Origin of the sequence: Janthinobacterium sp. 75, from assembly GCF_004365495.1 — a bacterium.
In the GTDB taxonomy this organism is placed as follows: Bacteria; Pseudomonadota; Gammaproteobacteria; order Burkholderiales; family Burkholderiaceae_D; genus Janthinobacterium.
This window is the reverse complement of the sequence record NZ_SORD01000001.1, coordinates 4,596,262-4,619,789: the sequence shown is the minus strand read 5'-3', so window position 1 is coordinate 4,619,789 and position 23,528 is coordinate 4,596,262. Positions and strand designations below refer to the sequence as shown.

Here is a 23,528-nt window from a genome sequence, read left to right as displayed (position 1 = left end):
ACGGGTGTAGCGGGGGATGGTGCAAACATCATCAAACCTTCCAGGTTTTTTGAAACACGCCGGCGTGTGGCCAGGCGAAGCAATGCGGCAAACTTATGCGCGTGCTAGGTGTAGTCGCGATAGCGACAGCAGGGAAGGGGAGGAATGTTTGAAGGAGGACATGCACTTAATGTACGGGAAGTTGGGCGCGGCTGTCAAGCGTTTCCGTTCTACATGTAATGTACCTGCGTCGCCCCGTCCGGTGCATCGTGCGCCATGCGCGCCAGGATGCGCTGCAGGATGGCCGCATCGCGCGGCAGCCGCTCTTCCAGCACGTGCCACCCCATGAATTGTAACTGTTGCGGCATATCCACCAGGCTAGTGATGGCATCCCAGAAGGCATCCCAGTTCATGCCGTAATTGGCAGGAAAGGCCAGCGCGGCTGCCAGGGTGGCATGCAGCTGGCGCGCGGTGTTGATATCGCTCAAGTCGATGCTGATATGGGCTGGCCTGTTCACAGTATGCCCTTGAGCAGGTTCTGCAGGTTTTGCCGCATGCCACCCACCACTGTTTCGTGCCGCTCCAGGATGGAGGAAGCATCGTTGAACGGTGCCGGGTCGAGGTACAGGCGCGGCAAGTCGGCCACGGCCACGCCGCGGGATCCGCCGCGCAGGATGTCGTCCACATGCTTGTTGATCGAGTTGACGGCCGCCTGGATGCGCGGCGTCGCTGACGCGGCCAGGCAGGCGGCCAGCGCGGCATCGAGGTGGGCGCGCGTGGGCGCTTGCGGCAGCACAGGCGCGGCAATCTGTTCCAGCGGCGACATGTTGGCGGCTGGTCTGCGGTAGGCATGCAGGGTATCGAGCGCCATCAGCCGGTGCGGGCCGCCGCGCTGCAGCCAGCCAGCGATGCGCGGCCAAGGCGTGCCCAGCAGCGCCGCCGTCACGCCCCATTGCCCCGCCACGGGCGAGCCGACATGGTCGTCGATCCAGGCCAATGCGGCTGGATTGCCGGTGTAGGCCAGCAAGATGGCGTTCGACGAACGCAGCGCGGGCGCCTGCGTGGCGAGGATGGCGGTCAGCCAGGCGAGGGCGCCATCGGGAGGATAGCTGGATAACTGTTGTGCAAATGGGGCGCTCAGGGCGCGGCTGTCGGAAAATTGATATTCGTCGGACATGTCATCGAAGGGTGGGGAGCCAACGGCCAGTCTAACAGCCGGGGCAGCGCGCACGGAAACATTGTCACCGCAATCATTTAAGACAGCCTTTAGTGCGGGCAACCCCGCTTGCGCTACAATCGGCACTCCTTTGTTGCCACTGCCGCGCGCAGTTCTCTTCTGCCATTATGTTTCCTAAACGCCTGACCCTGCTTGCCCTGGCCGCCTTTGTGCTGGCCGGTTGCGATACCACCGCCCCGAAACCCGTACAAGTATTGACGCCACCCGAGCCCATCGTCGTGGCGCCGCGCAAGATCAAGATCGGCCTGGCGCTGGGTGGCGGCGCGGCACGCGGCTTTGCGCATATCGGGGTGATCAAGGCGCTCGAATCGCAGGGCATCCATGCCGACATTGTCACCGGCACCAGCGCCGGCAGCGTCGTGGGCGCCTTGTATGCGGCAGGCAACTCCGGCTTTGCCTTGCAAAAGATGGCCTTTGACATGGACGAGGCGGCCATTTCGGACTGGGCCTTGCCCCTGTTCGGCAAGTCGTCCGGCGTACTCAAAGGCGAAGCGCTGCAAAGCTATGTCAACAAGGCTGTCGGCGGCTTGCCCCTGGAAAAGCTGAAGATTCCGTTTGGCGTGGTGGCGACCGACCTGAAAAATGGCCAGCCGATCCTGTTCCAGCGTGGCAACACCGGCATGGCCGTGCGCGCCTCGTCGGCAGTGCCCGGTGTGTTCCAGCCCGTGACGATAGCCGGCCACACCTATGTCGATGGCGGCCTGGTCGCTCCCGTGCCCGTGCGCTTTGCGCGCGACATGGGCGCCGATTTCATTATCGCCGTGAATATCTCGTCGCAAACGGATACGCAAAAGGCCATCAGCTCGATGGAGGTGATCATGCAGACGTTTGCCATCATGGGCCAGCGCATCAACCAGTTCGAGCTCAAGGATGCGGACGTGGTGATCCAGCCCAGCCTGGGCACCATGAAGGGCAACGATTTTAACAGCCGCAACCAGGCCATTCTGGCGGGTGAGCAGGCGACGTTTGCCGTCATGGCGCAGCTCAAGCAAAAGCTGAAAGCCAAACGCGAGCAGTAAGCGATAGCGCTGCTGCGCATTTCGTATACAATTTTGATTCAACATAACAAGGATGCACCATGCAATCGAAACCGATTTTGACCCTGGACGACGTAAAGAAAATCGCTGCCGCCGCCGAAGCGGAAGCGGTCAAGAATAACTGGGCGGTCACGATCGCCATCGTCGATGACGGCGGCCACCTGCTGTGGCTGCAGCGCATGGATGGCGTGGCGCCGATCTCGTCGCACATTGCCCCATCGAAAGCCAAGACGGCGGCACTGGGCCGCCGCGAGTCGCGCATCTATGAAGAGATGATCAATGGCGGCCGAGTATCATTCCTGAGCGCGCCGGAAATCGACGGCTTGCTCGAGGGCGGCGTGCCCATCGTGTTTGATGGTCACTACGTGGGCGCCGTTGGCGTCTCGGGCGTCAAGTCGGCGGAAGACGCGCAAATCGCGAAAGCCGGTATTGCTGCGTTAGTGTAATTAATAGGCGCTATAGCCTTGCAAGCCGCCCCGCGCAAGCCGGGCGGCTTTTTTCATGGGGCGGTGGATTTATGCTGCTGTGCAAAAAAATGCCGGCCATTCCACATTTTCTTCCTTGTGGAAAAGCTTCCTTTTGGTTATAATTCAAAGGTTTAGCCAATCACACATATACCGTAGCGACTACCCATCCCCTCATTCAAAATGACCGTTGAAACACCCTGAGTGCATCTGGCTCGGGTATCTAGGCGGTCGGTCTGACGTGGCGCAGCTACGGTAACTTTATCAGGAGTTGCCCTTGCCGCCATTTTTTTCTGGCCCTGCCGTTCCAGCCATATTAGCGCTTGCTGATGGAACGATCTTTAAAGGTTTTTCGATCGGTGCCGCCGGTCATACCACGGGCGAGGTTGTTTTCAACACCTCCATGACCGGGTATCAGGAAATCCTTACCGACCCAAGCTATTGCCGCCAGATGGTCACCCTGACCTATCCGCATATCGGCAATACGGGCGTGAATCCGGAAGATGTCGAGTCTTCCAAGGTACACGCCGCTGGCCTCATCATCCGCGATCTGCCATTGCTGGCATCCAATTTCCGTTCCACCCTCTCCCTGTCCGATTACCTGAAAGCTGAAAATATCGTCGCCATCGCCGGCATCGATACACGCAAGCTTACGCGCATCCTGCGTGAAAAAGGTGCGCAGGGCGGCGCTATCCTGGTCGGTACGCAAGGCAACGAGCCATCCGCCGCGCAAGCGCTGGAACTGGCCCGTTCCTTCCCTGGCCTGGCCGGCATGGACCTGGCCAAGGTGGTATCAAGCAAGACTGCCTATGAATACCGCGAAACGGAATGGACCCTGGGTGCAGGCTATGGCCAGCTGGCGGACGCCGACGCGAAATACCACGTGGTCGCCTTCGACTACGGCGTCAAGCGCAACATCTTGCGCATGCTGACGGCACGCGGCTGCAAAGTCACCGTGCTGCCTGCGCAAGCGAGCGCTGCCGACGCCCTGGCTTTGAACCCGGACGGCATCTTCCTGTCGAACGGCCCCGGCGACCCGGAACCGTGCGATTACGCCATTGCGGCGACCAAGGAATTGATCGAGAAGGGTATCCCGACCTTCGGCATCTGCCTCGGCCACCAGATCATGGCGATCGCTTCCGGCGCGAAAACGTTGAAGATGAAGTTCGGCCACCACGGCGCCAACCACCCGGTACAAGACCTGGAAACCAAGCAAGTCTTGATTACCTCGCAAAACCACGGTTTCGCAGTCGACGCGGCAACCTTGCCTGCAAATTGCCGCGTGACCCATGAATCGCTGTTCGACGGCTCCCTGCAGGGCTTTGCCCGCACGGACAAGCCGGCCTTCTGCTTCCAGGGCCACCCTGAAGCGTCGCCGGGCCCGATGGATGTTGCTTACCTGTTTGACCGCTTCATCAACTTGATGGCTGCGGAGGAGAAAAAGAAAAATGCCTAAACGTTTAGATATTAAAAGTATTCTGATTATTGGCGCTGGCCCGATCGTGATCGGCCAGGCCTGCGAATTCGATTATTCCGGCGCGCAAGCGTGCAAGGCCCTGCGCGAAGAGGGCTATAAAGTCATCCTGGTCAACAGCAATCCTGCGACCATCATGACGGACCCGGAAATGGCCGACGTGACCTATATCGAACCGATCACCTGGTCGGTCGTTGAGCGCATCATCGCCAAGGAGCGTCCTGACGCCATCCTGCCGACGATGGGCGGCCAGACGGCGCTCAATTGCGCGCTGGACCTGTTCAACAATGGCGTGCTGGCAAAATACAACGTCGAGCTGATCGGTGCGTCGCCGGAAGCCATCGACAAGGCGGAAGACCGTTCCAAGTTCAAGGACGCGATGACCAAGATCGGCCTCGGTTCGGCCCGTTCCGGCGTGGCGCACTCGATGGAAGAATCGTGGGCCGTGCAGCGCACGCTGGGCTTCCCGACCATCATCCGTCCATCGTTCACCATGGGCGGTTCCGGCGGCGGCATCGCCTACAACGAAGAAGAATTCGAAACCATCTGCAAGCGCGGCCTGGAAGCCTCGCCGACGAAAGAGCTGCTGATCGAAGAATCGTTGCTGGGCTGGAAAGAGTACGAGATGGAAGTGGTGCGCGACAAGGCGGACAACTGCATCATCATTTGCTCGATCGAAAACCTTGATCCGATGGGCGTGCACACGGGCGACTCCATCACGGTGGCTCCTGCGCAAACCCTGACGGACAAGGAATACCAGATCATGCGCAATGCCTCCCTGGCAGTGCTGCGCGAGATCGGCGTCGACACGGGTGGCTCGAACGTGCAATTCTCGATCAACCCTGTCGATGGCCGCATGATCGTCATCGAGATGAATCCGCGCGTATCGCGTTCGTCGGCCCTGGCATCGAAAGCGACGGGTTTCCCGATCGCGAAAATCGCCGCCAAGCTGGCCGTCGGTTTCACCCTGGACGAGCTGCGCAATGAAATCACGGGCGGCGCCACGCCGGCCTCGTTCGAGCCGTCGATCGATTACGTCGTCACGAAGATCCCCCGTTTCACGTTCGAGAAATTCCCGACCGCCGACCACCACCTGACGACGCAGATGAAATCCGTCGGCGAAGTGATGGCCATAGGCCGTACCTTCCAGGAATCGTTCCAGAAAGCCTTGCGCGGCCTGGAAGTGGGCGTGGACGGCATGAATGAAAAGACCAAGGACCGCGAAAAGATCGAAGAAGAACTGGGCGAGCCCGGTCCTGAGCGCATCTGGTACGTGGGCGATGCGTTTGCCCAGGGTTTCACCCTGGAAGAAGTGCACAACCTGACCAAGATCGACCCATGGTTCCTGATACAGATCAAGGAAATCGTCGACCTGGAACTGTGGCTGGACACACAGAAGCTGGACAACCTGGACAAGAACACCCTGTACAAGTTGAAACAGAAGGGCTTCTCGGACCGTCGCCTGGGCTTCCTGCTGCAGACATCGGACACTGCCATCCGCGCCAAGCGTCACGAGTTGGGTATCCGTCCCGTCTACAAACGCGTCGACACCTGCGCGGCGGAATTCTCGACCGACACGGCGTACATGTATTCCACGTACGACGAAGAGTGCGAATCGAACCCGACCGACAAGAAAAAGATCATGGTGCTGGGCGGTGGCCCGAACCGTATCGGCCAGGGTATCGAGTTTGACTATTGCTGCGTCCACGCTGCCCTCGCCATGCGCGAAGACGGCTATGAAACCATCATGGTCAATTGCAACCCAGAAACGGTTTCGACCGACTACGATACCTCGGACCGCCTGTACTTCGAGTCCCTGACCCTGGAAGACGTGCTGGAAATCGTCGCCATCGAAAAACCGGTGGGCGTGATCGTGCAGTACGGCGGCCAGACGCCATTGAAACTGGCGCTGGATCTGGAAGCGAATGGCGTGCCTATCATCGGCACTTCGCCCGACATGATCGATGCGGCCGAAGACCGCGAGCGTTTCCAGCAAATGCTGCACAAGCTGGAACTGCGCCAGCCGCCTAACCGCACCGCGCGCACGGAAGCCGACGCTCTGGCGCTGGCGCAGGAAATCGGCTACCCGCTGGTCGTGCGTCCATCGTACGTGCTGGGCGGCCGCGCCATGGAAATCGTCCATGAGCAACGCGACCTCGAGCGCTACATGCGCGAAGCCGTCAAGGTATCGCACGATTCGCCCGTGTTGCTGGACCGCTTCCTGAACGACGCCATCGAGTGCGACGTCGATTGCATCTCCGACGGCGAAACCACCTTCATCGGCGGCGTGATGGAACACATCGAACAGGCTGGCGTGCACTCGGGCGACTCGGCTTGCTCCTTGCCACCGTACTCGCTGTCGCAAGAAACCATTGATGAGCTGAAACGCCAGACGGCGCTGATGGCCAAGGGCTTGAACGTGGTCGGTCTGATGAACGTGCAATTCGCGATCCAGAAACAAGAGATCGATGGCGAAATGAAAGACGTCGTCTTCGTGCTGGAAGTCAATCCACGCGCTTCGCGTACCGTGCCTTTCGTGTCGAAAGCCACCGGTTTGCAGCTGGCGAAGATCGCCGCCCGCTGCATGGTCGGTCAGTCGCTGGCTTCGCAAGGCATCACGCAGGAAGTCGTGCCGCCATACTTCAGTGTCAAGGAAGCCGTGTTCCCGTTCGTCAAGTTCCCGGGCGTGGACACCATCCTGGGCCCTGAAATGAAATCGACGGGCGAAGTCATGGGCGTGGGCCTGACGTTCGGCGAAGCGTTCGTGAAATCGCAACTGGGCGCCGGCGTGAACCTGCCAAAATCGGGCAAGGTCTTCATCAGCGTGAAAGCGTCGGACAAGCCGCGCGCCGTGCAAGTGGCGCGTGATCTGGTCGAGTCCGGTTTCACCGTGGTCGCCACCAAGGGTACCGCGGCCGTGATCGCTGCTGCCGGCATCGCCGTCACGCCAGTGAACAAGGTGATCGAAGGTCGTCCGCACATCGTCGACATGATCAAGAACCATGAAATCGTGCTGGTGATCAACACCGTGGAAGAAAAGCGCAGCGCCATCGTCGATTCGCGGGCCATCCGCACCTCGGCCCTGGCCTCGCGCGTAACGACCTACACGACCATCGCCGGTGCGGAAGCGGCCGTCGAAGGCATCCGTCACCTCGATGAGTTGCGTGTGTACGATTTGCAAGGCCTGCACAAGACCCTGCAGCAAGCTGAATAGTCCGCGTGTCATTTGCAGTGGCCGCCGTTAGGCGGTACACTGCATACTTATCAACCACAGAGTTCCGTGCAGAGCAGCGCGCGGCCTCTGTGGTTTTCACTTGGTAAGTCCGTTAAGCGCGACAAAACGCTGCAACGGCGCCGATAACTAGCAGATAGTAGAGATAACATGACCTCAGTCCCATTGACCAAATACGGCGCAGAACTTCTGAAGGAAGAGCTGCATCATTTGAAGACCAAGGAACGCCGCATCGTCATCGATGCGATCGCCGAAGCGCGCTCGCACGGAGATTTGTCGGAAAACGCCGAGTACGATGCCGCCAAGGAACGTCAGGCCTTCGTCGAAGGCCGTATCGCCGAGCTCGAAGGCAAGCTGGGCGCAGCGCAAATCATCGACCCGACCGCGCTCGACGCGGAGGGCCGCGTGGTGTTTGCCTCCACCGTGAACCTGGAAGACCTGGAATCGGGTCAGAAAGTCACTTACCAGATCGTGGGCCTCGATGAAGCCGACCTGAAAAAGAACAAAGTGTCCGTGACGTCCCCGATCGCCCGCGCGCTGATCGGCAAATACGCCGGCGACGTGGTGGAAGTGCAGGCGCCGTCCGGCCCGCGCGAATACGAAATCCTGGAAGTACTGTACATTTGATGCTGAACCGCGTGCGCCTCCTCGTTGCCACCCTGTGGGCGGGCAGCCTGTGGACCATCGGCTTCATCGTGGCGCCGACCCTGTTTGGCACCTTGAGCGACCGCGTGCTGGCTGGCAATATCGCCGGCAGCATGTTCCGCGCCGAGGCCTGGCTGTCCATCGCTTGTGCCTTGGTGTTGCTGGCCTTGCTGCAATGGGGCGCGGGCGCGCTGGAGCTGAAACGCCGGCGCCTGCTGGCCGCGCTGGTGCTGTCCATGCTGGTGTGCGCGCTGCTCAGCCATTTCGGCATCTCGCCCCTGATGGCTGAACTCAAGGCGCAAGCCCCGTCTGGCATCATGGACGAAGCCATGCGCAGCCGCTTCGGCATGCTGCATGGCGTGTCGACCCTGATCTTTGCCGTGCAAAGCTTGCTGGCGGGTGTGCTGATCTGGAAACAGCAGTAATCGCTGCCGTGCTTGTCGGATTACGCACTGCGCGCTAATCCGACCTACATGACAATACGTAGGTCGGACTAGCGAGGCCGTAGGCCACGCGTCATCCGACGCCGCAGCGGCAATAAAAAAGCGGAGCAGGGGATATCCCGTGCTCCGCTTCTTGTTTCAAGCCCGGCAGCCTTGCGGTTGCCGGGTGAACAGGCTTACTTGCTGCCCAGTGCGCTTTTCTTGGCGCTTTTCTGACGTGGCTTGGCACGCTTGATGGAACCGCCTTCGGTAACGCGCTCATTGCCCTTGATCATGACTTTCGTCACGCTGGGGCGCTTGGTGCCGCTGGCGCTGGCCTTGACGATGGTCACTTCGCGCATGCCTTTGCCGGCGCTGACCTTCTCCTTAACCACTTCTTTTTTCGGACGGTAGATTACCAGCAGTTTGCCAATATGTTGTACCGGGGCGGCGCCGAGATTGCCGCAAATCGTATCGTACATTCCGACGCGGGCTTCGCGGTCGTCGCCGAACACGCGGACTTTAATCAGGCCGTGCGAATCCAGGCCAAGGTCGATCTCTTTGAGGACAGCAGGTGTCAAGCCCGCTTCGCCAATGATGACGATAGGCTTCAGCGCGTGTGCTTCGGCGCGCAGTGCGCTGCGCTCTACGGGTGTAAGTTTTAGCATAATAATATTTAGTAATTCCCTTAAAAGCAGTATTCTACGCGAATGGCAAAGAAGAAATTAAACAAAAACTGGTTGCACGACCACATAAATGATCCTTATGTGAAGTTGGCGCAAAAAGAGGGCTACCGCGCCCGGGCAGCATACAAGCTCAAAGAAATCGATGAAGACGAAAAACTGATCAAACCTGGCCAGGTGATTGTCGACCTTGGTTGTACTCCAGGCAGCTGGGCCCAGTACACGCGGCGCAAGCTGGCTGGCAAGGACGGCGGCGGGGTCAATGGTACCCTGATTGGCCTGGACATGCTGGAAATGGAGCCGATCGCCGACTTCCACTTCATTCAGGGCGACTTCCGCGAGGCGCGCGTGCTGCGCCAACTGGAAGTGGTGTTGCAAGGGCGCAAGGTTGACGTGGTCCTGTCGGACATGGCGCCCAACCTGTCGGGCATCGCCACTGCGGACGCCGCGCGCATGGAACACCTGATCGACCTGGCCATCGAATTTTCGCAATTGCATTTGAAACCATCGGGCGTCTTGCTGGTGAAATGCTTCAAAGACATGGGTTTCAGCCAGATCGTGGAAAAATTCCGCGCTGAATTCAAGGTCGTGGTGCAGAAAAAGCCCAAGGCTAGCCGCGATAAATCGTCGGAAATCTTCCTGATGGGCCGTGGAATCAAGAATCCCCTGAAAAATGCCGTGCAAGAAGATGATTCCGCCCTTGATATTTAAGAGGGAATCCGCACATGGGAACGAGAAGTGCAGTAGCGTCTGATGGCATAAAAGCCTAAATTGTTTATACTGCATTTTTTTTGCGTGAACGCGGTTTTTTCGCGCGCACGGATCGGCGGGCTTTGGCACGGCCCGCTTATTGCGAGTAAAATCGTGTTTCTAGCTATTGGTAAAGAGATGCGCACTGCATCCAAGGAGTCTTCGTGAATAACATGTTTTCCAAATCTGCCATCTGGGTAGTCGTATTGCTGCTGTTGTTCATGCTGTTCAAGCAATTCGACAGTCATGGCGCCACAGGCGGCAGCAAGGCCATCGCTTATTCCGATTTGCTGGATGAAGTCAAAGCCAAGCGCGTCAAGGATGTCGTGATCGAAGGTTCGTCGATCACCGCCAAGCTGATGGACGACACCAAGGTGCGTACCACCGCCACCAGCCTCGACAAGGGCCTGATCGGCGACCTGCGCGACAATGGCGTGCATTTCGATGTGCGTCCGCCTGAGGAAGCGTCGTTCCTGCAAACTATTTTTGTATCCTGGTTCCCCATGCTGCTGTTGATCGGCGTCTGGGTGTTCTTCATGCGTCAGATGCAAGGCGGCGGCAAGGGCGGGGCATTCTCGTTCGGCAAGTCGAAGGCGCGCATGATGGATGAAGCCAGCAACACCGTCACCTTCGCCGATGTCGCCGGTTGCGATGAAGCGAAAGAAGAAGTCAATGAAGTGGTCGACTTCCTCAAGGATCCGAGCAAATTCCAGAAACTGGGCGGCCGCATTCCCCGCGGCGTGCTGATGGTCGGTCCTCCGGGCACGGGTAAAACCCTGCTGGCGCGCGCCATCGCCGGCGAAGCCAAGGTACCGTTCTTCTCGATTTCCGGTTCTGACTTCGTGGAAATGTTCGTCGGCGTGGGTGCTAGCCGTGTCCGCGACATGTTCGAGAACGCGAAAAAGCATTCGCCATGCATCATCTTCATCGATGAGATCGACGCTGTCGGTCGTCACCGCGGTGCCGGCATGGGCGGCGGCAATGACGAGCGCGAACAGACCTTGAACCAGTTGCTGGTCGAGATGGACGGTTTTGAAGCGAACTCCGGCGTGATCGTCGTGGCCGCCACCAACCGCGCCGACGTGCTCGACAAAGCTTTGCTGCGTCCGGGTCGTTTCGACCGCCAGGTCTCGGTCGGCTTGCCCGATATCCGCGGTCGCGAGCAGATCTTGAACGTGCACATGCGTAAAGTGCCTATCAGTACTGACGTGAAAGCCGATATTCTGGCCCGCGGCACCCCCGGTTTCTCGGGCGCCGACCTGGCCAATCTGGTCAACGAGGCAGCCCTGTTTGCCGCCCGTCGCAGCAAGCGCCTGGTGGAAATGGCTGACTTCGAAGATGCAAAAGACAAGATTTACATGGGTCCTGAGCGTAAGTCGATGATCATCCGCGAGGAAGAGCGTCGCAATACGGCTTACCATGAGTCCGGTCATGCGGTGGTGGCCAAGCTGCTGCCGAAGGCTGATCCCGTGCATAAAGTGACGATCATGCCGCGCGGCTGGGCCCTGGGCCTGACCTGGCAATTGCCGGAACACGACAACTTGTCCGCCTACAAGGACAAGATGCTGGAAGAAATTTCCATCCTGTTCGGTGGCCGCATCGCCGAAGAGATTTTCGTGGGACAAATGTCCACCGGCGCGTCGAACGACTTCTCGCGTGCCACCAAGCTGGCCCGTTCCATGGTGACCCGCTTCGGCATGTCCGACAGCATGGGCGTGATGGTCTACGAAGACAGCGAAAACGAAGGTTTCTTCGGTGGTGCCACCAAAACGATTTCGGAAGCGACCCAGCAAAAGGTCGATGCTGAAATCCGCAACATTCTCGACAAGCAATATGCTTTGGCGCGTACCTTGCTGGAAAGCAACCGCGACAAGGTCGAAATGATGACCAAAGCCTTGCTGGAATGGGAAACCATTGATGCAGAGCAAATCAATGACATCATGGCCGGCCTGGAGCCGCGTCCACCGAAAGTCATTCCACCACGCCGCAATGCGGGCGGTGATAGCGGCACAGGCGGCATTTCGCCTAACGTGACGGCGCCAGCCTGATAGCGACCACTGCTTGATCGGTGGCGTGAAATAAAAGGGTAAGGAGCAATCCTTGCCCTTTTTCGTTGCCGCAGCAGTTTTTTCCCGACGACTACAAAGATTCACATGCGACACTATTTGCAATTCGGCCGTTTCGGTTTCAACCTGCAGGGCACGCAGGCGCTGGTGATGGGTATCCTGAATATCACGCCCGATTCCTTTTCCGATGCCGGCCAGTACCAACACCTGGAATTTGCCCTCTCGCGCGCGGAGCAGATGATAGTCGACGGCGTCGACATCATCGATATTGGCGGCGAATCGAGCCGTCCCGGCGCGCTGCCGCTGCCGCTGCAGGACGAGCTGCAGCGCGTCATGCCGGTGCTGTACGCCTTGCGCGACTGCGGCAAGCCCCTGTCCGTCGATACATATAAACCCGAAGTGATGCGCGAAGCCATTCTGGCGGGTGCCGACATGATCAACGACATCAACGGTTTCCGCGCGCCGGGCGCCATAGCGGCCGTGCAGGATAGCGATTGCGCGCTGTGCATCATGCACATGCAAAACGTGCCAGTAACCATGCAAGCCCAGCCCCAATATGAGGATGTGGTGCGTGAAGTCATCGACTTCCTGCGCGAGCGCATAGCGACGATGACGGCCGCCGGCATAGACCGCGAGCGCCTGTGCGTCGATCCCGGCTTTGGCTTCGGCAAGACGGTGGAGCAGAACTATGCCTTGCTGCGCGCCACGCGCCAGTTGCGAAGCGAGCTGGACCTGCCCGTGCTGGCCGGCCTGTCGCGCAAATCGATGATAGGCGCCGTGACGGGGCGTCCCGTCGAGCAGCGCCTGGCGGGCAGCGTTGCCGGTGCGCTTGCTGCGGTAGCGCAAGGTGCGGAAATTATCCGCGTGCATGATGTCGCTGAAACCGTCGATGCACTGAAGGTCTGGCGCATGGCGCACTGAAGCTGTAAGATTCATTATAAACAACAAAAAGAGAAATATATGACGCGTAAATATTTTGGCACCGATGGTATTCGCGGCCTGGTGGGCACGGCCCCGATCACCCCCGATTTCGTCATGCGCCTCGGTTATGCGGCCGGCATGGTGCTGGCCAAGTCGCAGGGCGGCAAGGCGCGCCCGACTGTGCTGATCGGCAAGGACACGCGCATTTCCGGCTACATGCTGGAAGCGGCGCTGGAAGCTGGCCTGTCGGCGGCCGGCGTGGACGTGATGCTGGCCGGCCCCATGCCGACGCCGGCGATCGCCTACCTGACGCGGGCGCTGCGCCTGTCTGCCGGGGTGGTCATTTCCGCGTCGCACAATCCGTATCACGACAACGGTATCAAGTTCTTTTCCGGCCAGGGCACCAAGCTGCCCGACAGCGTGGAACTGGAAATCGAAGCGGCGCTCGACGAGCCCATGGCCTGCGTGCCATCCGACAAGCTGGGGCGCGCCAAGCGCCTGGACGATGCCCAGGGCCGCTACATCGAATTTTGCAAGAGCACCTTCCCGAACGAACTGGACTTGCGCGGCCTGAAGATCGTCGTCGATTGCGCGCATGGCGCCGCCTACCATATCGCGCCGCACGTGTTCCATGAGCTGGGCGCGGAAGTCATCGCCATCGGCAACAAGCCCGATGGCTTCAACATCAATGCGGGCTTTGGCGCCACGGCAACCAAGGCCATGGCCGAAGCCGTCGTCGAGCACGGTGCCGATCTCGGCATCGCCCTCGATGGCGACGCCGACCGGCTGATCATGTGCGACGCCACGGGGCGGCTGTATAACGGTGACGAGTTGTTGTATATCATGGTCAAGGACCGCCTGGCGACGGGCCCCGTGGCCGGCGCTGTAGGAACGTTGATGACTAACATGGCGCTGGAAGTGCTGTTCAAGCAGCAGGGCATCGGCTTTGCGCGCGCCAAGGTGGGCGACCGCTATGTGCTGGAAGTCATGAAGGAAAAGGGCTGGATACTGGGCGGCGAGGGCTCCGGCCATTTGCTGTGCCTGGACCGCCACACGACGGGAGACGGTATCGTCTCCGCGCTGCAAGTCTTGTCCGCGCTCAAACGCAGCGGCCAGAGCCTGCAGCAATGCCTGGCCGAACTGGTGCTGTTTCCGCAAACCCTGATCAACCTGCGCGTGGCGCCCGGTTTCGACTGGCAACAAAATGCCGCCATGGTGGCCGAGAAAGCATTGGTCGAGGCTGAGCTGGGCGACACAGGCCGCGTGCTGATCCGCGCTTCGGGCACCGAACCGCTGATCCGCGTGATGGTCGAGGCGAAAGATAAAGTGCAGGCCGAGAGCATGGCGCGCCGCATTGCCGATAAAGTCGCCGCGTGATAGGCAGGAACCGATAGTTATTTCCATCTAATTCGTCTATGGCAATTGACGAAATTGGGTGGGGGCGTTATTATCTTGTCTTCGGAGTGTGGCGCAGCCCGGTAGCGCACCTGGTTTGGGACCAGGGGGTCCAAGGTTCGAATCCTTGTACTCCGACCAAAGTCATAAGCGGGCTGTCAGAAATGACAGCCCGTTTTCTATTCCGCGCAGGCATTTCATTGCTAGCGCGCATGGATTAAAATACTGCACCTCTCCGCCCATCGTTCAACGGATAGGACAACGGTCTTCTAAACCGTGAATGGGGGTTCGATTCCCTCTGGGCGGACCAGTTTCATACTGGCCACGGCTTGCGCCATGCGGCCGCATCCTTCTCTCTTCCTGTCTATACGCACGCGGCCTTATGGCTGCGCAAACAGCACCACGCTCAGCAAATACAGCAGCGGCACCGCGCACAGCAGCGCAGACAATACGGACAATACTTTCTTGCTCGCCAGGCGTGCCAGGCGCAGCCTTTCACGCGCAGGCAAATGCTGGCGGATCAGGTCGCGCGCGCGTGGCTGGAATGGGGATTCATGCATGGAAGCTCCTTCGCAAGGGTGGCGGTGGTGCCAGCCAGCATAGCGAGAGAGGCATAAAGACGGTGTAAAGAGTCGGGCGCCGCGTGTATGCGGCGTGTAAACGCTGCGCTTATTTCTCGCTGTCGTCGGGACTCTTGCCAAACAGGCGGTCCTTGGCATTGAGCAGCTTTTGCACCTTGGCGCCCATTTTCATCAGTTGCGCCATCGATTCGGGCGACAGGCGCTGCAAGTCGTCGAACCAGGTGTTGGCCAGGTCGACCAGTTCATACATTTCGCGCATGCGCTCTTGCGCATACTGGTCCACGGGTTCCGTGGCCGGCGCCAGCAGCGATTCGCGCAGCACTGTCAGGGTGGGCGCCACTTCGCGGCGGCGGCGTTCGGCGGCCACCACGCGGAAGATTTGCCACACATCGCCCAGCGAGGAAAAATATTCGCGCCGGTCGCCGGGGATGCGCGACTGGCGGATCAAGCCCCAGCCCTGCAATTCCTTCAAACCGATGCTGACGTTCGAGCGTGAAAAACTCAGGTGTTCCGCGATTTCGTCCGCGTGCAAAGGAAGCTCCGAGACAAACAACAAGGCGTACACTTGTCCCACCGTACGGTTAAAGCCCCAGCGGCTGCCCATCTCGCCGAAATGGCTGACAAAGGTCAGGATCAGCGGCGTCATGTGGATATTTTGAGTTTTCATAATTATCTGAATTTTTTCACGCCACACCCGCAGGGTCAATTGATTTATGTCATGTTTCGCAGTATTATACAAAAAAACGAATTTACAGAAAATTCTGAAAACTCAAAAAGTTTAGAGATGCCTTCCACGCCACTATCCTTGCCCCGCTTTATTCTTCCCCGTGTTGCCAGCCTGGCGCAAGGTGGTGCCGCCTTGCTGTGGCTGCCGCAAGCGGCCTTGCTGGCCTGGGCCGTGCAAGCCATGCTCGACGGTGCGCCCTGGCGCGCGGCCCTACTGCCGGCCGCTGGCGTGCTGCTGCTGGGCGTGCTGCGCGCCGGCTGTGAAGCGTGGGGCGCGCGGCGCATGTATGCTGCGGCGCGCGAGCACCTGTCCAGCCTGCGCGGGCAAGTGGCGCAGGCGCTGGCGCGCCGTTCGCCGCTTGACCGCCAGCGCGCGCAGTCGGGCCAGGCGGCCAGCGTCATCGCCGAGCAGGCCGAAGCCATCGTGCCGTATCTGGTGCGCTACAAGCCCGCGCGCTGGAAGGTGATGCTTGTGCCCCTCGTGATCCTCTCCGTGGTGACGCCGCTGTCATGGATTGCCGCCTTGATCCTGCTCATCGCCGCGCCCCTGATTCCCGTCTTCATGGCCCTGGTGGGCATGGGCGCGCAAGCGGCCAGCCGCGCGCAGATGGTGGAAATGGGCAGCATGAACGCCTTTCTGCTGGACCGCCTGCGCGGTCTGGCCACCTTGCGCGCGCTCGATGCCGTCGACGCCACGGCCGCAAGGCTGGATGTCTCGTCGCAATCCGTGCGCCGGCGCACGATGGTGGTGCTGCGCATCGCCTTCCTGTCGTCCGCCGTGCTGGAATTGTTTTCCGCGCTGGGCGTGGCCATGGTGGCGGCGTTCATCGGTTTCTCCTTGTTGGGCAGCATCAATTTCGGTATCTGGGGTCGGGAACTGAGCCTGGGGCAGGGCTTGTTCATCCTGCTGCTGGCGCCCGCATTCTTCGAGCCGCTGCGCGAACTGGCCGCCGTCTGGCACGACAAGGCGGCCGGCGAAGCGGGCTTGGCCGGCTTGCACGACTTGGCGGGGGAGGGCGTGCCCTTGCCTGGCGCCGGGGTGGCAGTTGCTGCCGTTTCTGCCGCCGCCATGGCGGTGGCGCCACCTCCCGCCGTCGAGATCCATCAACTGCGCTTTGCCCACCCTGGCGAAGCGCCCGTGTTCGAGCAGTTCAAGCTGACTGTGCGCGCCGGCGAGCACGTGGCGCTGGTGGGCGCCAGCGGCGCCGGCAAGACCACCTTGCTGTCTTTGCTGGCCGGCTTGCTGCCCGTCAGCGGCGGCGAGATCCGCATCGGCGGCGTCCGGCTGAATGACAGCACCGTCAATACCTTGCGCCAGCGCATGGCCTGGATGGGCCAGCGTCCCCACGTGTTTGCCGCTTCCGTCAGCCAGAACGTGACTCTGGGCCGCGTCGGCGCAAATGCCGCGCACGTGACGCAGGCGCTGCACCTGGCCGATCTGGCCGCCGTGGCGCAGGCGCAGCCGGCCGTCATGCTCAGCGATGGCGGCCAGGGCTTGTCCGGCGGCGAGGCCGTGCGCCTTGCGCTGGCCCGCGTGGCTCTGCATCCGCACGCCGATTTGCTGCTGGTCGATGAACCGACGGCCCACCTGGACAGCGAAACGGCGGCACGCGTGACCGATGCCTTGCTGGAATTGGCCAAGGGCAAGACGATGATCGTCGCCACGCATGACCCCGTGCTGGCTGGCCGTTTGCAGCGCACGGTGCAGGTTGATGCGCAGGCGCAAGTGCAGGAGCATAAGGAAGAAGCGCGCGCATGAAAAATTCACTTGTAGCGAACCCTGTCCTGCGGCAATTGCTGCTGGCCCAGCCGGGCAAACTGATCGGTGGCGCCATGCTGGCGGCCCTGACGGCGGTGGCCGGCATGGCCTTGCTGGGCCTGTCCGGCTGGTTCATTACGGCCACCTCTATCGCTGGCTTGCACGCTTCGACGGCCGTGCTGTTCGATGTGTTCGGTCCTTCGGCCGGCATCCGCCTGCTGGCCATCGGCCGCACGGGGTCGCGCTATGCGGAGCGCCTCGTCACGCATGACGCCACATTCGCCGCGCTGGCCAGCATCCGCGTGCAGCTGTTCCGTGGCTGGTCGCGCCCGGAAGCGGCCAGCCGCTTGCTGCGCCAGCCGGCCAAACTGCTGTTCCGCCTGACGGCCGATATCGATGCGCTCGAAGCGCTGTACCTGCGCCTGCTGGTGCCAGCCTTCACGGCACTGTGCGCGGCCTTGCTTGCCGGCGTGGCGCTGGGCGCGATGCAGTGGCAGCTGGGCCTGGGCCTGGCTGCGTGGCTGCTGGCCGCCGGCGGGGGCATCAGCTGGCTGGTCGCGCGCGCTGCCCGCCGCCCAGCCATCGTGCGCTCGCGCGCCATCGAAAAACTGCGTTCCGGCACCATCGACCTGGTGGCGGGCCAGACGGACCTGGTCATGGCGGGGCGCATCGACGCCCAGTGCGCCGCGCTGGGGCAGATTGATCGCTCGCTGGCGCAAGCCGATTTCGCCCTGCAGCGCCTGGAGACGGCAGCTGGCGCCGCTTACGGCGTGGCCGGCAGCGTGACCCTGGCCGGCGTGCTGCTGGCCGTGGCCGCGCTGGTGCAGCAGCAGGCGCTGAACGTGCCGCTGGCAGCCCTGGCCCTGCTGATCGCCCTGACGGCCGTGGAGCCGTTTGCGGGACTGCGCCGTGGCGCCCTGGAAGCGGGCCGCATGCTGCTGGCCATGCGCCGCCTGGCGCCGCGGCTCGATGCTCAAGAGATCGCCGCTCTGCCGGTTGACAGCGCGCCGGGCTTGCGCCTGGAACATGTCAGCGCCGCGCATGCGGGCAGCAATGTCGCCATTTTGCATGACGTATCGCTGCACATCGCGGATGGCGAAAGAGTGGCCTTGATCGGTCCCAGCGGCGCGGGCAAGTCCACCTTGCTGGCCATCGCCGCGCGCGAGCTGGCGCCGTTGTCGGGCAAGGTGAGCGCGCCGCGCGCCTGCCTGTTTACCCAGAAAACGGAACTGTTCCAGGACAGCCTGCGCGATAACCTGCGCCTGGCCGACCCGTCCGCCAGCGATGCGCAGCTGTGGGCTGCGCTGCAATCTGCCGGCCTGGACGAGGAAGTGCGGGCTTTCGCGGGCGGCCTCGATACCTTGCTGGGCGAAGGCGGCCTGGGCTTGTCTGGCGGGCAGGCGCGGCGATTGGCACTGGCGCGATTGTTCCTGCACGAATCGACCTTGTGGCTGCTGGACGAAGCCACCGAGGCGCTCAATGCGCAGGTGGCAATCGATGTCCTGCAGCGCCTGCGCGCGCGCAGCGACGGACGTACCTTGCTGATCGCCACCCACTTGCGGCGCGAAGCGGCGCTGGCGGACCGGCTGGTCAGCCTGCGCGATGGCCGCGTCGTGGCTGACGCGCACCGTGGCACGCAAGCCTTCGAGGCGGCGCTGGCCGGCTTGCGCGGCGATTGAAGAAGAATAGGGGAGCCACAGGCGGCGCTGACTGACAATTTTACAACACCGGCGCCAAGCGGACTACAGCAGATAGATGCCAAGTTTACAATCACAGTAGGGACACACCAAGGAAATCATATGGACTTCGATATTGTCGCTTTATCCAGACTGCAGTTTGCGCTGACAGCTCTGTACCACTTTATATTCGTTCCGCTGACGATAGGCCTGTCAGTGATCCTCGCCATCATGGAGACGGTGTATGTGATGACGAACCGCCCCATCTGGCGCGACATGACCAAGTTCTGGGGTGTCTTGTTCGGCATTAACTTCGCCATGGGCGTGGCGACGGGCATCGTCATGGAATTCCAGTTCGGCATGAACTGGAGCTATTACAGCCATTATGTGGGCGACATTTTCGGCGCGCCGCTGGCCATCGAGGGCTTGATGGCCTTCTTCCTGGAAGCGACCTTCGTCGGCCTGTTCTTCTTCGGCTGGGACAAGCTGTCGAAGCGCGGCCACCTGGTCACGACCTGGCTGGTGGCCATCGGCTCGAACTTTTCCGCCCTGTGGATACTGATCGCCAACGGCTGGATGCAAAATCCCGTCGGCGCGGCCTTCAATCCACAGACTATGCGCATGGAAGTGACGGACTTCGGCGCCGTGCTGACAAATCCTGTAGCACAGGCGAAATTCGTGCACACCGTGTCGGCTGGCTATACGGCTGCGGCGATTTTCGTGCTGGGTATTTCCGCCTGGTATTTGCTGAAAGGCCGCCACGTGCAGCTGGCCAAGCGCTCGATGACGGTGGCTGCCTCGTTCGGCCTGGCCGCCGCGCTGTCGGTGGTGGTGCTCGGCGATGAAAGCGGCTACCTGTCGTCCGAACATCAAAAGATGAAGCTGGCCGCCATCGAAGCCATGTGGACCACGGAGCCGGCGCCTGCCGCCTTCACGGCCTTCGGCTTCCCTGACGCGAAAGCGCGCGAGACGCATTACGCCGTGCATATTCCGATGGTGATGGGCTTGATCGGCACGCGTTCGCTGACGACGGAAATCCCCGGCATCGAGCAATTGGTCGATCGCGGCGAGCTGCTGATCCAGGATGGCATCAAGGCGTATGACGCGCTGCAAACCATCCGCAGCGTGGCGCCAGGCAGCCCCGTGCCGCAAGAGGCGAAGGACATGTTCGAGTCGAAAGGCCAGTCCATGGGTTATGCCCTGTTGCTGAAACGCTATGTCGATGATCCGCGCCAGGCCACGCCCGAGCAGATCCGCAAGGCCGCGCTCGACACCGTGCCGCCCGTGGCGCCATTGTTCTGGTCCTTCCGCGTGATGGTTGGCCTGGGCATGTTCTTTATCTTGCTCACTGGCACGTTCTTCATCCTGTCGACGCGCCGCACCCTGGACAAGCACCGCTGGCTGCTGAAGCTGGCCGTATTCGCCATCCCGCTGCCGTGGGTGGCGATTGAAGCGGGCTGGATCGTGGCCGAAGTGGGCCGCCAGCCGTGGGTGATCGAAGGCGTGCTGCCAACGGCCGTGGCTGTCTCTAACCTGGGCGCTTCGACCCTCTTGATCACGATTGCCGGCTTTGCCGCCATCTACACCGTGCTCTTGGTTATTGAAATGAAGCTCATGCTCAAGGCCATCCGCAAGGGGCCGGAAGAGAAGGCGCCGGCCCCCGTGCCAGCGGCCGCAGCCATTCATACTCAACGCGCCTAAGGAGGGCCAGACCATGATTTTGCATGAAATGATTTCTTACGAAACCCTGCGCCTGATCTGGTGGCTGCTGATCGGCATCTTGCTGGTGGGCTTTGCCATCACGGACGGCTTCGACCTGGGCACGGGCATCTTGCTACCCTTCGCCGGCAAGACGGACCTGGAACGCCGGGTCATCATCAACAGTATCGGCCCCGTATGGGAAGGCAACCAGGTGTGGCTGATCCTCGGCGGCGGCGCCATCTTTGCCGCCTGGCCGCAGCTGTACGCCGTCTCGTTCTCGGGTTTTTACCTGGCCATGTTCGTCATCCTCGTGGCGCTGATCGTGCGTCCCGTGGCCTTCAAATTCCGCAGCAAGCGCGAAGACCCGCGTTGGCGTGCCCGCTGGGACGCGGCCCTGTTCGTGGGCGGCTTCGTACCGGCCCTGATCTGCGGCGTGGCGATAGGCAATGTGCTGCAGGGCGTGCCGTTCCGTTTCTCGCCAGACATGCACATCTTCTATGACGGCAGCTTCTTTGCGCTGCTCAACCCGTTCGCCTTGCTGTGCGGCCTCGTTTCGGTAGCCATGCTGGTGATGCACGGCGCCACCTGGCTGCAAGTGAAAACGGACGGTGCCGTGTCTGACCGTTCGCGCCGCTACGGCAGCGTGGCGGCGATTGCGACCGTCGCACTGTATGCACTGGCCGGCGTGGCCCTGTGGCTGTGGGTCGATGGCTACCGCGTCACCAGCGCCGTCGTCGTCGATGGCCCGTCGAACCCCATGCTGAAAACGGCGGAAGTGCACGTGGGCGCCTGGTTCCTCAACTTTGCCGCTCATCCGTGGACCTGGATCGCCCCTGCGGTGGGCCTGCTGGGCCCCTTGCTGGCCTTCGCCTTCCTGCGCGCGCGCCGCGAAGTGCCTGCCTTGCTGGCCAGCGCGGCCAGCATCGCCGGCATCATCCTCAGCGTGGGTGCGGCCATGTTCCCGTTCATCCTGCCATCGTCGATCGATCCGCGCGCCAGCCTGACGGTGTGGGATTCATCGTCCAGCCACATGACCCTGTTCATCATGCTGGTCGTAACGGCCGTCTTCATTCCCCTCATCGTGGCTTACACGACCTGGGTATATAGAGTGCTGTGGGGTAAGGTTGACGGCAAAGCCATCGAAGACGAAACCGGTCACGCTTACTAAGAATTAACGAAAAGGAAATAATTATGTGGTATTTCGCCTGGATACTGGGTCTTCCGCTGGCGGCGACGTTCGCCGTGCTCAATGCGATGTGGTATGAAGTTGCCGATGGCGACACGACGCCCGAGCAGTACCGCGACACGCCCAAATAGGCGCGTGTCGGCTTGACTGGCCCCGCCTGGCGCAAGCGTGCGCGGCGGGGCTTTTGCTTTCTATTAAAGCAAAATGAATTCGCCGCGGATGCGCAGCTTCATGCCGCGCGGGGCGTCGGCGCCCGCCGCCACGGCCCAGGCCGTGATCCATTGCGCGCAGCGTTGCCGCTCCGCCGCATCGTGCAAGCGCTGCAAGCGCGCATCGGCCTGGTCGATGCGTTGGGCCAGGTACAGGCGCTGGTTCATGGGATCCGTCTTTTTGCTGTAATGCTGCATGGCAATTCCTTTCCGCGTGGTAACTTCGTTTGCTCATGGCATAGCCATGTACGCGGGGGCGGGGCGTCTGGATTCAGTTCAGGCAAAAAAGCCACCGCAAGGGTGGCTGGTCGGGTGTGCTCTCAGGCTGGCGCCTTGCTGGCCGGTTTGGGGGTGGCAATGGCGATCGGGTCGCTGGCCGGAAAGCTTTCTTTCAGTGCTTCATCGAGCGCTTGTTCGGCATGGCTTTCGCTGGCCGGCGTGGGCGAATCGCGTTCTGGTGGCGGGGTGGGCGTGGTGGCGGCGTTGGTGCTCGAATGCATGGTAATCCCCTTGCGGTGGTGCGCCTCGCGGCCGGGATGACCATGGCGCATGCTGATGTTTCCAGCCTAGCACATCGCGCAAAAAGAGCGCGCCCGCTGCGCCTGCGGAAGGGAAGGATGACGGCGTCTGCTACACTGCGCTCCACATTTATCGACGGAACTGCCATGACTTCGAACTCCCTGCCGTACCGCGCCACCGCCTTTGACGCCTGTGCCTGGCTGGCGCAACAGACGGGCACCCCGTGGACCCTGGCGCGCCTGCTGGAGCAGGGCGGCTTGCCATACGTCTGGCTCGATTACAGCGACGAGTGGGCCGAACTTTTCCATGACGGCGTGACGCGCTACGCGGCGCCCGTCGTGTTCATCGGCGACAAGGAGCACCTGGCCTCGGGTGCAGACGATGTGTGGCTGCGCTTTACGCGCGACTCCGGCAATATCGCCATCGAACTGAAGGCACCGGGCTTGCGCGTGCCGGTAGATGGCTTGCATTTCCAGGAACGCGATCTGCTGCGTTTGCTCAAGGACTTGCAGCATCCGCAGCCGGCAGAGGCCGAGATTGACAAGGCGCCGGTGGTCTTGCCCAGCGCCTTGAAGGGCCTGGGACGCGAACAGATTTTGATTGCCTTTGCCGGCGTGGGCAAGGTCAATCTGGACCAGGGGCTGGCCAGTGGCGTAGGCATCTTTGGCGACGATGGCGCGCGCGTGCGCAAGAATTCGCGGGGCGGCAAGAACAGCCACCTGTGGCATCCGGTGACGTTGGCATTCGGCTTGCACGATGTGCATCGGGTGCCGATGGCGCACCTGAAGAAGGCGTTCGCCACGCAGCCCTTGCTGCGCGAATGGAAGGCGGACTGGCTGGAATCGCTGCGCCTGCTGGGCGAGTGA

The 23,528-nt window shown here is 61.3% G+C and carries 23 protein-coding genes and 2 tRNA genes; 18 read left to right on the top strand and 7 right to left on the bottom strand.

The window, feature by feature from the left end:
* Nucleotides 1-209: 209 nt before the first annotated feature.
* On the bottom strand, nt 210-497 hold the full coding sequence (locus C8C89_RS27205) for a barstar family protein (RefSeq protein ID WP_208327745.1): 288 nt from the start codon (nt 495-497) through the stop codon (nt 210-212).
* Complete coding sequence (locus C8C89_RS27200) at nt 494-1,156, bottom strand: hypothetical protein (protein WP_208327744.1); 663 nt, start codon at nt 1,154-1,156, stop codon at nt 494-496. Before C8C89_RS27200 ends, C8C89_RS27205 begins: the two co-directional genes overlap by 4 nt.
* 167 nt (nt 1,157-1,323) lie before the next feature.
* On the opposite strand from C8C89_RS27200, the gene C8C89_RS20980 reads away from it, so the two are divergent.
* The 6 genes from C8C89_RS20980 to C8C89_RS20955 all read left to right on the top strand — a co-directional run bounded on the left by C8C89_RS20980 (nt 1,324) and on the right by C8C89_RS20955 (nt 8,493).
* On the top strand, nt 1,324-2,235 hold the full coding sequence (locus C8C89_RS20980; RefSeq protein WP_101480717.1) for a patatin-like phospholipase family protein: 912 nt from the start codon (nt 1,324-1,326) through the stop codon (nt 2,233-2,235).
* Between the two features lie 59 nt (nt 2,236-2,294).
* Nucleotides 2,295-2,699: a heme-binding protein gene (locus C8C89_RS20975; protein ID WP_034757420.1), complete on the top strand. Its 405-nt coding sequence runs from the start codon at nt 2,295-2,297 to the stop codon at nt 2,697-2,699.
* Nucleotides 2,700-2,994: 295 nt separating this feature from the next.
* Nucleotides 2,995-4,173, top strand: coding sequence for a glutamine-hydrolyzing carbamoyl-phosphate synthase small subunit (gene carA / locus C8C89_RS20970; RefSeq protein ID WP_101480718.1), 1,179 nt, complete (start codon nt 2,995-2,997; stop codon nt 4,171-4,173).
* A complete protein-coding gene (gene carB, locus C8C89_RS20965; RefSeq protein WP_101480719.1) occupies nt 4,166-7,405 on the top strand; it encodes a carbamoyl-phosphate synthase large subunit in 3,240 nt (1,079 codons plus the stop codon). The genes carA and carB overlap by 8 nt, the downstream gene beginning before the upstream one ends.
* Before the next feature lie 168 nt (nt 7,406-7,573).
* A complete protein-coding gene (gene greA / locus C8C89_RS20960) occupies nt 7,574-8,050 on the top strand; it encodes a transcription elongation factor GreA (RefSeq protein ID WP_010397233.1) in 477 nt (158 codons plus the stop codon).
* The gene (locus C8C89_RS20955) at nt 8,050-8,493 is read left to right on the top strand and encodes a DUF4149 domain-containing protein (RefSeq protein WP_208327802.1); all 444 of its coding nucleotides are present in this window, start codon (nt 8,050-8,052) and stop codon (nt 8,491-8,493) included. Before greA ends, C8C89_RS20955 begins: the two co-directional genes overlap by 1 nt.
* 194 nt (nt 8,494-8,687) lie before the next feature.
* Here the strand turns inward: C8C89_RS20955 and C8C89_RS20950 are convergent, their stop codons facing one another.
* Nucleotides 8,688-9,158 carry a YhbY family RNA-binding protein gene (locus tag C8C89_RS20950; RefSeq protein ID WP_010397237.1) on the bottom strand — a complete coding sequence of 157 codons (471 nt, stop codon included), beginning with the start codon at nt 9,156-9,158 and terminating at the stop codon, nt 8,688-8,690.
* Between the two features lie 42 nt (nt 9,159-9,200).
* Here C8C89_RS20950 and C8C89_RS20945 point away from each other — a divergent pair, with 42 nt between their 5' ends.
* From C8C89_RS20945 to C8C89_RS20920, 6 genes are all read left to right on the top strand, one after another.
* Entirely contained in the window at nt 9,201-9,884 is a 684-nt protein-coding gene (locus C8C89_RS20945; RefSeq protein WP_101480721.1) for an RlmE family RNA methyltransferase, read from the top strand.
* Between the two features lie 203 nt (nt 9,885-10,087).
* Nucleotides 10,088-11,971, top strand: a complete 1,884-nt coding sequence (ftsH, locus tag C8C89_RS20940) for an ATP-dependent zinc metalloprotease FtsH (protein WP_071077941.1) — start codon at nt 10,088-10,090, stop codon at nt 11,969-11,971.
* A 105-nt stretch (nt 11,972-12,076) separates the two neighbouring features.
* Complete coding sequence (gene folP, locus C8C89_RS20935; RefSeq protein WP_133992314.1) at nt 12,077-12,910, top strand: dihydropteroate synthase; 834 nt, start codon at nt 12,077-12,079, stop codon at nt 12,908-12,910.
* A 39-nt stretch (nt 12,911-12,949) separates the two neighbouring features.
* Complete coding sequence (gene glmM / locus C8C89_RS20930) at nt 12,950-14,287, top strand: phosphoglucosamine mutase (RefSeq protein WP_133992312.1); 1,338 nt, start codon at nt 12,950-12,952, stop codon at nt 14,285-14,287.
* 82 nt (nt 14,288-14,369) lie between these two features.
* A tRNA-Pro gene (locus tag C8C89_RS20925) sits at nt 14,370-14,446 on the top strand.
* 94 nt (nt 14,447-14,540) lie between these two features.
* Nucleotides 14,541-14,615, top strand: a tRNA-Arg gene (locus tag C8C89_RS20920).
* Nucleotides 14,616-14,685: 70 nt separating this feature from the next.
* Here C8C89_RS20920 and C8C89_RS20915 read toward each other — a convergent pair.
* Nucleotides 14,686-14,865, bottom strand: a complete 180-nt coding sequence (locus C8C89_RS20915) for a hypothetical protein (protein ID WP_133992310.1) — start codon at nt 14,863-14,865, stop codon at nt 14,686-14,688.
* A 109-nt stretch (nt 14,866-14,974) separates the two neighbouring features.
* Complete coding sequence (locus C8C89_RS20910) at nt 14,975-15,553, bottom strand: GbsR/MarR family transcriptional regulator (protein ID WP_243858160.1); 579 nt, start codon at nt 15,551-15,553, stop codon at nt 14,975-14,977.
* A gap of 117 nt (nt 15,554-15,670) precedes the next feature.
* Here C8C89_RS20910 and cydD point away from each other — a divergent pair, with 117 nt between their 5' ends.
* From cydD to cydX, 5 genes are all read left to right on the top strand, one after another.
* Nucleotides 15,671-17,371 (top strand): thiol reductant ABC exporter subunit CydD, encoded by a 1,701-nt coding sequence (cydD, locus tag C8C89_RS20905; protein ID WP_133992308.1) that lies wholly within the window; start codon nt 15,671-15,673, stop codon nt 17,369-17,371.
* Nucleotides 17,368-19,050 (top strand): ATP-binding cassette domain-containing protein, encoded by a 1,683-nt coding sequence (locus C8C89_RS20900; RefSeq protein ID WP_133992306.1) that lies wholly within the window; start codon nt 17,368-17,370, stop codon nt 19,048-19,050. Before cydD ends, C8C89_RS20900 begins: the two co-directional genes overlap by 4 nt.
* 120 nt (nt 19,051-19,170) lie before the next feature.
* The gene (locus C8C89_RS20895; protein WP_101480728.1) at nt 19,171-20,748 is read left to right on the top strand and encodes a cytochrome ubiquinol oxidase subunit I; all 1,578 of its coding nucleotides are present in this window, start codon (nt 19,171-19,173) and stop codon (nt 20,746-20,748) included.
* Nucleotides 20,749-20,761: 13 nt separating this feature from the next.
* Complete coding sequence (gene cydB / locus C8C89_RS20890) at nt 20,762-21,916, top strand: cytochrome d ubiquinol oxidase subunit II (protein WP_133992304.1); 1,155 nt, start codon at nt 20,762-20,764, stop codon at nt 21,914-21,916.
* 23 nt (nt 21,917-21,939) lie between these two features.
* A complete protein-coding gene (gene cydX, locus C8C89_RS20885; RefSeq protein WP_076570210.1) occupies nt 21,940-22,065 on the top strand; it encodes a cytochrome bd-I oxidase subunit CydX in 126 nt (41 codons plus the stop codon).
* A 63-nt stretch (nt 22,066-22,128) separates the two neighbouring features.
* Here the strand turns inward: cydX and C8C89_RS20880 are convergent, their stop codons facing one another.
* Nucleotides 22,129-22,341 carry a hypothetical protein gene (locus C8C89_RS20880; protein ID WP_133992302.1) on the bottom strand — a complete coding sequence of 71 codons (213 nt, stop codon included), beginning with the start codon at nt 22,339-22,341 and terminating at the stop codon, nt 22,129-22,131.
* 122 nt (nt 22,342-22,463) lie between these two features.
* Complete coding sequence (locus tag C8C89_RS20875; RefSeq protein WP_101480731.1) at nt 22,464-22,694, bottom strand: hypothetical protein; 231 nt, start codon at nt 22,692-22,694, stop codon at nt 22,464-22,466.
* Nucleotides 22,695-22,808: 114 nt separating this feature from the next.
* Between C8C89_RS20875 and C8C89_RS20870 the strand changes: the two genes are divergently transcribed.
* On the top strand, nt 22,809-23,528 hold the full coding sequence (locus C8C89_RS20870; protein ID WP_133992300.1) for a hypothetical protein: 720 nt from the start codon (nt 22,809-22,811) through the stop codon (nt 23,526-23,528).